The 7732-nt window shown below is 54.3% G+C and carries 9 protein-coding genes, 1 tRNA gene and 1 other RNA gene; all 11 read left to right on the forward strand.

Annotated elements, in window-relative coordinates; all coding sequences use genetic code 11:
* The first annotated feature begins 281 nt into the window (after positions 1 to 281).
* The 11 genes from ACPLUI_RS08250 to ACPLUI_RS08300 all read left to right on the forward strand — a co-directional run bounded on the left by ACPLUI_RS08250 (position 282) and on the right by ACPLUI_RS08300 (position 7639).
* Positions 282 to 376, forward strand: a tRNA-Ser gene (locus ACPLUI_RS08250).
* A gap of 61 nt (positions 377 to 437) precedes the next feature.
* An RNA gene (ffs, locus tag ACPLUI_RS08255) (signal recognition particle sRNA large type) lies at positions 438 to 702 on the forward strand.
* 189 nt (positions 703 to 891) lie between these two features.
* Positions 892 to 2619 (forward strand): DNA polymerase III subunit gamma/tau, encoded by a 1728-nt coding sequence (gene dnaX / locus ACPLUI_RS08260; RefSeq protein ID WP_424659792.1) that lies wholly within the window; start codon positions 892 to 894, stop codon positions 2617 to 2619.
* Between the two features lie 13 nt (positions 2620 to 2632).
* Complete coding sequence (locus ACPLUI_RS08265) at positions 2633 to 2950, forward strand: YbaB/EbfC family nucleoid-associated protein (RefSeq protein ID WP_424659793.1); 318 nt, start codon at positions 2633 to 2635, stop codon at positions 2948 to 2950.
* A 12-nt stretch (positions 2951 to 2962) separates the two neighbouring features.
* Positions 2963 to 3565 (forward strand): recombination mediator RecR, encoded by a 603-nt coding sequence (recR, locus tag ACPLUI_RS08270; protein ID WP_424659800.1) that lies wholly within the window; start codon positions 2963 to 2965, stop codon positions 3563 to 3565.
* A gap of 77 nt (positions 3566 to 3642) precedes the next feature.
* Positions 3643 to 3906, forward strand: a complete 264-nt coding sequence (locus tag ACPLUI_RS08275) for a pro-sigmaK processing inhibitor BofA family protein (RefSeq protein ID WP_424659794.1) — start codon at positions 3643 to 3645, stop codon at positions 3904 to 3906.
* Between the two features lie 252 nt (positions 3907 to 4158).
* Positions 4159 to 4809, forward strand: coding sequence for a hypothetical protein (locus ACPLUI_RS08280; protein ID WP_424659795.1), 651 nt, complete (start codon positions 4159 to 4161; stop codon positions 4807 to 4809).
* A 118-nt stretch (positions 4810 to 4927) separates the two neighbouring features.
* Positions 4928 to 6016: a transketolase C-terminal domain-containing protein gene (locus ACPLUI_RS08285; protein ID WP_424659796.1), complete on the forward strand. Its 1089-nt coding sequence runs from the start codon at positions 4928 to 4930 to the stop codon at positions 6014 to 6016.
* A gap of 29 nt (positions 6017 to 6045) precedes the next feature.
* Positions 6046 to 6807 (forward strand): thiamine pyrophosphate-dependent enzyme, encoded by a 762-nt coding sequence (locus tag ACPLUI_RS08290; protein ID WP_424659797.1) that lies wholly within the window; start codon positions 6046 to 6048, stop codon positions 6805 to 6807.
* Positions 6800 to 7366, forward strand: a complete 567-nt coding sequence (locus tag ACPLUI_RS08295; RefSeq protein WP_424659798.1) for a 2-oxoacid:acceptor oxidoreductase family protein — start codon at positions 6800 to 6802, stop codon at positions 7364 to 7366. Before ACPLUI_RS08290 ends, ACPLUI_RS08295 begins: the two co-directional genes overlap by 8 nt.
* Before the next feature lie 12 nt (positions 7367 to 7378).
* Entirely contained in the window at positions 7379 to 7639 is a 261-nt protein-coding gene (locus tag ACPLUI_RS08300; RefSeq protein ID WP_424659799.1) for a 4Fe-4S dicluster domain-containing protein, read from the forward strand.
* The last annotated feature ends 93 nt before the right edge of the window (positions 7640 to 7732 follow it).

Below are 7732 nucleotides of genomic sequence, written 5' to 3' on the forward strand. Positions count from 1 at the left end.
GCATGTCCGGTGGTGTGAGAGGACGGGGGCTAGCCGCCCCCTCCTACTCGATTTTCTTCAGAAGTTTTTCCGCTTCTTATATGCCTGGGATTGGTTTGGTTTACCCGGGGTTTGTAAATTACCGCTTGCAAAACATTGCTCTCAGGAGTAAAATATATGAACGGAGTCCGATATGCCGGGGCTCTGCCAGGTACCCCCCTCTTGAGTTTTTTGTATAGAGAAGGTATAATAAATAGTACAAGAAAATATGTACCAGTGGTAGTAGGCCGGGGCCATGGTGTGGAGAGATGGCTGAGTGGTTGAAGGCGCTCGCCTGGAGAGCGAGTAGACGGGTACAAAGCCTGTCTCGTGGGTTCGAATCCCACTCTCTCCGCCAGTAAAAAAACTTATTGGCCGCAAGGCTGGTATGGCCGGCCTACGGCTGGTGGAAGCATTGGCCGTGCTAGACGGGGAGGTAGCGGTGCCCTGTACCCGCAAACCGCTGTAGCGGGGTCGAATTCCTGTCCGCGGGTGTGGCTTGTGGGGTCTGGCTCCTGTAAGGGGTGACGACGGTTGGGTCTTGCGCGACGGAGACTTCTGAACCGTGTCAGGTCCTGGCGGAAGCAGCACTAAGGAAGCACCTCCGGGTGCCGCAAGGGTGCCTGACCCGAGCTACCTGCAGGGGTAACGCCCGGAAGTCACCATTCAAAGACAGGTGCACGGCCAATAAGATTAACGAACTGCGTAAAAAGCAGTTCTTTATTTTTTCTAAAAGAGGAAACTGTTAAAAAGGCGACGAATTTGTTGTTAGTCTGATAAAGTGAACCATGTTGCACACAGCTGGTTTACTCTAAACAATTTCTCTATCCGTGTCCATATGAACCGGTTTTGATGGAAGTGGAGTGAATTACCATGGTCTACCAGGCTCTGTACCGCAGGTGGCGTCCCCGGCGTTTTCAAGAAATTGTGGGGCAGGAGCACGTCACTCTGACCCTGCAAAACGCATTGCTTGCCGGAAGGGTTTCTCATGCTTATCTTTTCTGCGGCCCCCGGGGTACGGGTAAAACAACTACGGCCAAGGTCCTGGCCAAAGCACTGAACTGCTCTGGCCGCCAGGGGGCAGAACCCTGTAATGAATGTGCCGTTTGCAGGGAAATCAACGCCGGTGCGTCTATGGACGTGGTGGAAATAGATGCCGCTTCCCACCGGGGTATTGACGAGATCCGGGAACTAAGGGAAAATGTAAGATTTTCACCGGCGCTGGCCAGCTACCGGGTTTATATTATCGACGAAGTGCATATGCTGACCAGTGAGGCTTTTAATGCTCTGCTGAAAACCCTGGAAGAGCCTCCCCCCCATGTGGTTTTTGTTCTGGCTACAACCGAACCTCATAAAGTCCCTTTGACCATCCTTTCCAGGTGCCAGCGTTTTGACTTTCATCCCATTGGTCTTGAGGATATGCTGGCCCGCTTGCGTGAAGTGGCTGCCGGAGCAGGTTTTCAGGTGGAAGAGGATGCTTTATATCTGATTGCCCGGGCTGCTGATGGCGGGTTGCGGGACGCCCTGGGCATCCTGGACCAGGCGGCGGCCTACGGGAATATGGTTGTTACCGTGGACCATGTGCACCGGATTATGGGTACCGTCCGGGAGGACCTGCTGGATGAAGCAGCTCAAAATCTGGCTGCTGGCCGGGTGGACCGCTTGATGCACCTGGTTGCCGCCCTGGTGGAGGAGGGAAAAGACCTGCGCCTTTTTGTCCAGGGTCTGACGGCCTACCTGCGTAACCTCATGCTGTTCCTCGTTTCAGCTGCCGGAGATCCGGGCCTTGCTCCTGGTGTAAGGGAACGCTTGATAAAACGGGCCGGGGAGTTTACCCGGGAACAGCTGCTGCATATTTTACATGTACTCACCAGGTTGGAACAGGATATGAAATGGGCCAGCCAGCCCCGCATTTTGCTGGAAGTGGCTCTGGTGGAAGCCACGCGTCCCGAGAGCGGAGATTCTCTTGCTGCCCTTGCGCGGCGGGTTGAACAGCTGGAACTGCGCCTGGAGCAGCTGGCAGCCGGTAGCGTGAGTGGTTCCGCCGGGGAGAAAAGTGTTATCAAAAGTGATGTCCGGTCTCAGGAGGAAAAGATAGAGAACGGCAGCACGGGTGAAACGGGTACGGAGGTGCTGAAGAAAGGAGGGCGGGGGAGAAACCGGGTTTCCACAAAAGAAGTTCAGCCGAACAGTTCTGTGCAGGATTCCCCGGGCAACGGGGATGCTGGTACCAGCAGCGGTCTTACACTGACCAGAATCAGGCAGTGCTGGCCACAGGTGCTGGATCTGGTTCGCAGCAGGAGCCTCCCTGTGTACAACTATCTTAGTCAGAGCTGGCCCGGGGAGGTTGGGGAAGGGTGCTTGACCATAGCTTTCGGTCCCGATAACGTGTTTAAGGAACTGATGGATACGGATCAAAACCGCCGGGTGGTGGAAGAGGCGATCGCCGTATTATTCCCGGGAACCTGGCGGGTTAACATAGTATATGGGAATGCCCCCCCGGAAGCAAGCAAACGGGACGAGCCGGATGAGCAACTCGATGCTGCAACGGCCATCCAGCTGTTCGGGGGAGAAGAAATAGAGGAAAAAAATAATCTATAAGGGGAGATCAATCATGATGGGTCCCAATATGAACAAAATGCTCAAGCAGGTTCAGAAAATGCAGGCGGAAATGATGCGTTTGCAGGAAGAGCTTGGCAACCGGACGGTGGAAGCCACTGCCGGGGGAGGTGCCGTTAAGGCAGTGGTAAACGGAAAGCAGGAGCTGGTGGCCCTGGAAATCAAGCCCGAGGCGGTGGACCCGGAGGACGTGGAGATGCTGACGGAGCTTATCCTCACGGCCGTGAACAGCGCCCTCAACCAATCCCGGGATATGGTGTCGAGGGAAATGGGCAGGCTGACCGGCGGTTTAAACCTGCCCGGCCTCTTTTAGAGGTGGGGGGTGGTGAGGTATCTCTCCGGGCCGGCCAACCGGCTGATCGAGGAACTGTCCAAATTGCCGGGTATCGGTCCCAAGACGGCCCAGCGCCTGGCCTTTTATCTGTTGAACGCACCGCCGGAAGTAGCTCACAACCTGGCCAGGGCACTGGTATTCGCCCGCGATAACGTCCGCTATTGTTCCGTTTGTGCCAACCTTACCGACCGGGAAGTTTGCCAGATTTGTTCCGATCCTGAGCGAGATCCTTCTCTTGTTTGCGTTGTTCAGGAACCGCGGGACGTGGTGGCCATGGAAAAGACCCGGGGTTACCGGGGGCTTTACCATGTACTTCAGGGTGCTATTTCTCCCCTGTCCGGGGTGGGACCGGACAACCTGACCATCAAGCAGCTTCTGGCAAGATTGGGTGAAGGGAAAATAAAAGAAGTAATTCTGGCCACCAATCCGGACGTTGAAGGCGATGCAACCGCGCTTTACCTGGCCCGGTTAATTAAACCTCTGGGCTTGAAGGTTACCCGTATTGCCCACGGTTTACCCGTGGGTGCACACCTGGAATATGCCGACGAGATGACCCTGGCCAGGGCCCTGGAAGGCCGCCGGGAGTTAACGTGAGGGCAGTAGCATATTTTCCCACCTCACCCCATATAAATGCCGTGGGACAGGATTGCGGTTGAAAAGGGGTGGGACTTATGGAATTAAAGCTGGTCTTGTTAATAGCCCTCGGTCTTCTGGGATTATTTCTCACGGGCAGCGTTTTGTTCAAGTTTTTTAAATTTGGGTTGCGGTTTTTCTTTCAGATCCTGCTGGGGGGAGTACTGCTGTTTTTGTTCAATACTTTTCTCGGACAGCTGGGGTTCAGGATTGCCATTAATCCGGTAACTCTCCTTACCGCCGGAGTGCTTCAGGTACCGGGGGTGATCCTCCTGTTCCTGCTGCACTGCTTTTTTGTTTAGATTAGAGCTACTTTTTGCAATTTCTGGCCTCTGTTGACGTGGGCTCTTTTTTGCAATATACTTAATTACGTACTGGATACCGGTGCTAATAGAAGTGATAAAAATAAATAAAATCAGGGACAGTGACCCGGGCTGTCCCGGTTTTCATTCTACCTTCTTATAATAATTTTTTAGAAACTAAACATACGATTTTTAATTTTTTTACTTTTGTTTTAACCCTGGCGGAGGTGAAGATGTATTTCCGGCCGGATAGTGGAAGCCTATATTGGAGAGTACGCCAGCGGCAAGAGTGAAGTGGCGGTTAACCGGGCTATTAACCTGGCCTCCAATGGCCGGCGGGTGAACCTGGTTGATCTGGACATCGTGGAACCCTGCTATACACTGCGCCCTATTAAGAAAAAATTAATTGCCATGGGCATAAATGTGACAGCCTGGGAAACCAGGGAGATAGTGGGATTAGGGGAAACAGGAAGCATCCTTCACCCTGCCAACCGCTGGGCCTTAAGGCTTCCCGGTGACGTAATCCTGGATATCGGTTACGGTGTGGAGGGGGCCAGAACCTTAAACCTGGTGGAGGGTGCGGCTACCGATCCTGATTTGAAAATTTTCGCGGTGGTCAACACGGGCAGGCCCCTGACCGGTACCGTGACGGAAATTGTGGATTATGTCCGTTCTCTGGGGAAGGTGGATGGCTTAATTAACAACAGTCACCTGGGAAGCGAGACCGATGTGGACTTTGTCCAGGAAGGGGCGAGGATAGTGGACGAAGCTGCCCGGCAGCTGGGGATTCCCGTGGTGGCCACTACCGCTCTGGAAGAGCTTGCCCGGGTCATCGGTGACCGTGACGCGGCGGGTCACCCGGTCTGGCCCATCAAGCGTTATATGCCCCAGACCCTGTGGTGAACAAAGAAAAGCTCTTTTTGCGCTTTTCTTGAGGGAAAGAGTGAATGTTCAGCAAAGCCGCGCCAAGCGGGTTCACTGAACATTTACGGGATGAGATTTTCAGGAGGTGTGCGTTTTTATGCCAGACAAACCGATTGAGGGTGAGAAGCGGGTCTTTATGACCGGTAATGAGGTGGTCGCGTGGGCTGCGCTGGTGGCCGGCGCGGAGATCATGTACGGTTACCCCATTACCCCTCAGAATGAAATCATGCATTACTGGACCCGCCTGGCACCCAAATATGGCCGCGAGTTCCTGCAAACGGAAGACGAGCTGTCTGCCGGTTTCACCACTGTTGGCGGCGTGCTGGCCGGGCGCAAAGCCTTTACTGCTACGGCGGGCCCGGGTAACACCCTGATGCAGGAACCCATGTCCATGGCTGAAGCCATGCGCCTGCCCACTGTGGTGGTAATCCAGCAGCGGGGTGGCCCATCGACGGCAACTGTAATTTACTCCCAGCAGGAAGTTACCATGACCACCATGGGCGGTAATGGTGAGGGCCTGCGTATTGTTTACTCCACCTCCAATCACCAGGAACTTTTTGATTATACCATTAAAGCTTTCAACACGGCCTGGAAATATCGTTTCCCCACCTTTATCCTGGGTGACGGCTACCAGGCCAAGATGAGAGAATCTTTGACCATCTACGATCCTGCCAGCCGGGGCATTGAACTGGTGGCAGCCGAACCTTTCCTTGGCAAGCCCGGCGTTCCCGGAGTGGACAGGCCTCCCACACAGCTGCGTAATACCTATAACGTGGAAGAGGAACTTTACGAGGTGCTGGAAGGGTACTTCAAGGACTACGAAAAAATTGCCCCGGAAGTGGCCGAACACGAGGCTTTTGATGTGGATGATGCCGACCTGGTGGTAGTATCCCACGGCGTGGTATCCCGGGCATGTAAGGCGGCCGTTAAGGAGCTGCGGCAGGAAGGTATCAAGGTCGGGTACTTCCGCCCCATTACCCTGCGTCCCCTGCCGGTTGAGGCGATACGCGAAACCGCCAGCAAGGTCGGGCGCTTCCTGGTTGTTGAATCGTCCAACGGTCAGATGGCCAGGCTTTTAAAAGAAGCAGCCTTTGGATGTCCGGTGGAAATGCTGACCCTTTTCAAACCCGGAGTGGGCATCACTGCCGAAGAAGTTGTGAGCCGCGTGAAAGAGATAGCCGGTTAATGGCAAACGAGGAAAGGAGGCCATTTTTGATGTCTGTGCAACCTGCCATGCCCAGGAGCTGGCGTGTAGATACCAAGCCCCATAAGTTTTGTCCCGGATGCGGTCACGGCCTGGTGCTGAAGGCGCTGGGGCAGGCCATTGACGAACTGGGGATTCAGGACCGGGCTGTTTTTGGTTGTGATATCGGCTGTTCTCTGCTAGCATGGGATTTCTTCAACGTCGATACCATTCAAACTCACCACGGCCGTACCACGCCCGTGATCACGGGCTTAAAACGTGCCAATCCAAATCTTATTGGCATTGCCTACATGGGTGACGGGGGTGGTTATGCCATTGGTTCACAGCACCTGGTGAATGCTGCGGCCAGAAACGAAAAAATTACCGTAATCCTGGTTAATAATACTCAGTACGGCATGACCGGCGGCCAGATGGCACCCACCACCCTGCCCGGCCAGAAAACTGAAACCACGCCTTACGGCCGGGACCCGGAAAAAACCGGTTATCCCACTCAGGGTCCGGAAATGGTGGCTGCCATTACCCGGGAAGGGGCCTATGTGGCGAGGGGTACCGTGGCCAACCTGCGGCAGTTGAAGAATTTCCTCAAAAAGGCCCTGGAAAACCAGATGGCCGGTAACGGTTTCTCCTTTGTGGAGGTTCTCTCCACCTGTCCGACGAACTGGCGGACCAACGCCGAGGAGACCTGGAAGATGGTGGAACAGGAGTTGCCCAAATACTTCAAAGTGGGCGAAATTAAAGTGCCCGGTCAGAAGGAGGGCGAGGTAAATGGCTAAGGTGGTGAAGATTCTTCTGGCCGGGGAAGGTGGTCAGGGAGTCCAATCGGTGGCTGAAATCATTGCCGAGGCCGCGAACGAAGAAGGCCGCGAGGCGCTGTACATCCCCAACTTTGGTGTGGAACAACGTGGCGGAGTTTCCATTGCCTACTTACAGATTGGGGATGAACCCATCGGAGCGCCCAAATTCCAGATCGGCGATATCGTCGTTGCCCTGAGCGACCGGGCGATCTACCGGACCCGCCAGTATGTGGGCCCCCAAACGCTGTTTGTTTACGATTCCAGCATTGAAGGTGTTGATGATGCCCTGCCCGCCCGGGCGAAAAAGATTTTACCCATTCCAGCCATAGATGTTTCCAAGAAGGAACTCCACCCCCGGGTTTTCAACATTGTTATTATGGGTGCGGTCATCAAAGCCACCGGGGTGATTTCCATAGAAGAGGCTAAAAAGGCCATTGAGAAAAAACTTGGCTATAAGTTTGAAAAGAACCCCAGGTTGCGGGAACTGAATTTCCGTGCTCTGGAACGGGGCATGGAGCTTGTGGCTCAAGTTATCTAAGGGGGGTAAACAATGACACAGTCCTTCGAGGCCCGGACCATAGAAACCCAGAAGAGTTTCTGGACCATCTTTCCCGGCCTGTGTAAAGGTTGCGGGTTGTGCATGCAAAAATGTCCCAGAAAGTGTCTTGCCTGGTCTGACGTGCTGGGTGTTTACGGCACCCCTTCGGTGGAAGCAAACGAGGAATGCAACGGCTGCGGCATATGTCAGATGGTCTGCCCCGATTGTGCTATTACTGTCACCAAAAAGAAGGAGGAAAAAAAGGCCGGTTAACAGTCAGGGGCCCTTTCCCGGGTGGGAAAGGGCCTTTATTTGTGCGCCCGGCATGGGCGTTAACTTGGTGGTGAAAGTCCACTGCAGGCGAGG

Origin of the sequence: Desulfofundulus sp. (genome assembly GCF_049701015.1) — a bacterium.
In the GTDB taxonomy this organism is placed as follows: domain Bacteria; phylum Bacillota; class Desulfotomaculia; order Desulfotomaculales; family Desulfovirgulaceae; genus Desulfofundulus.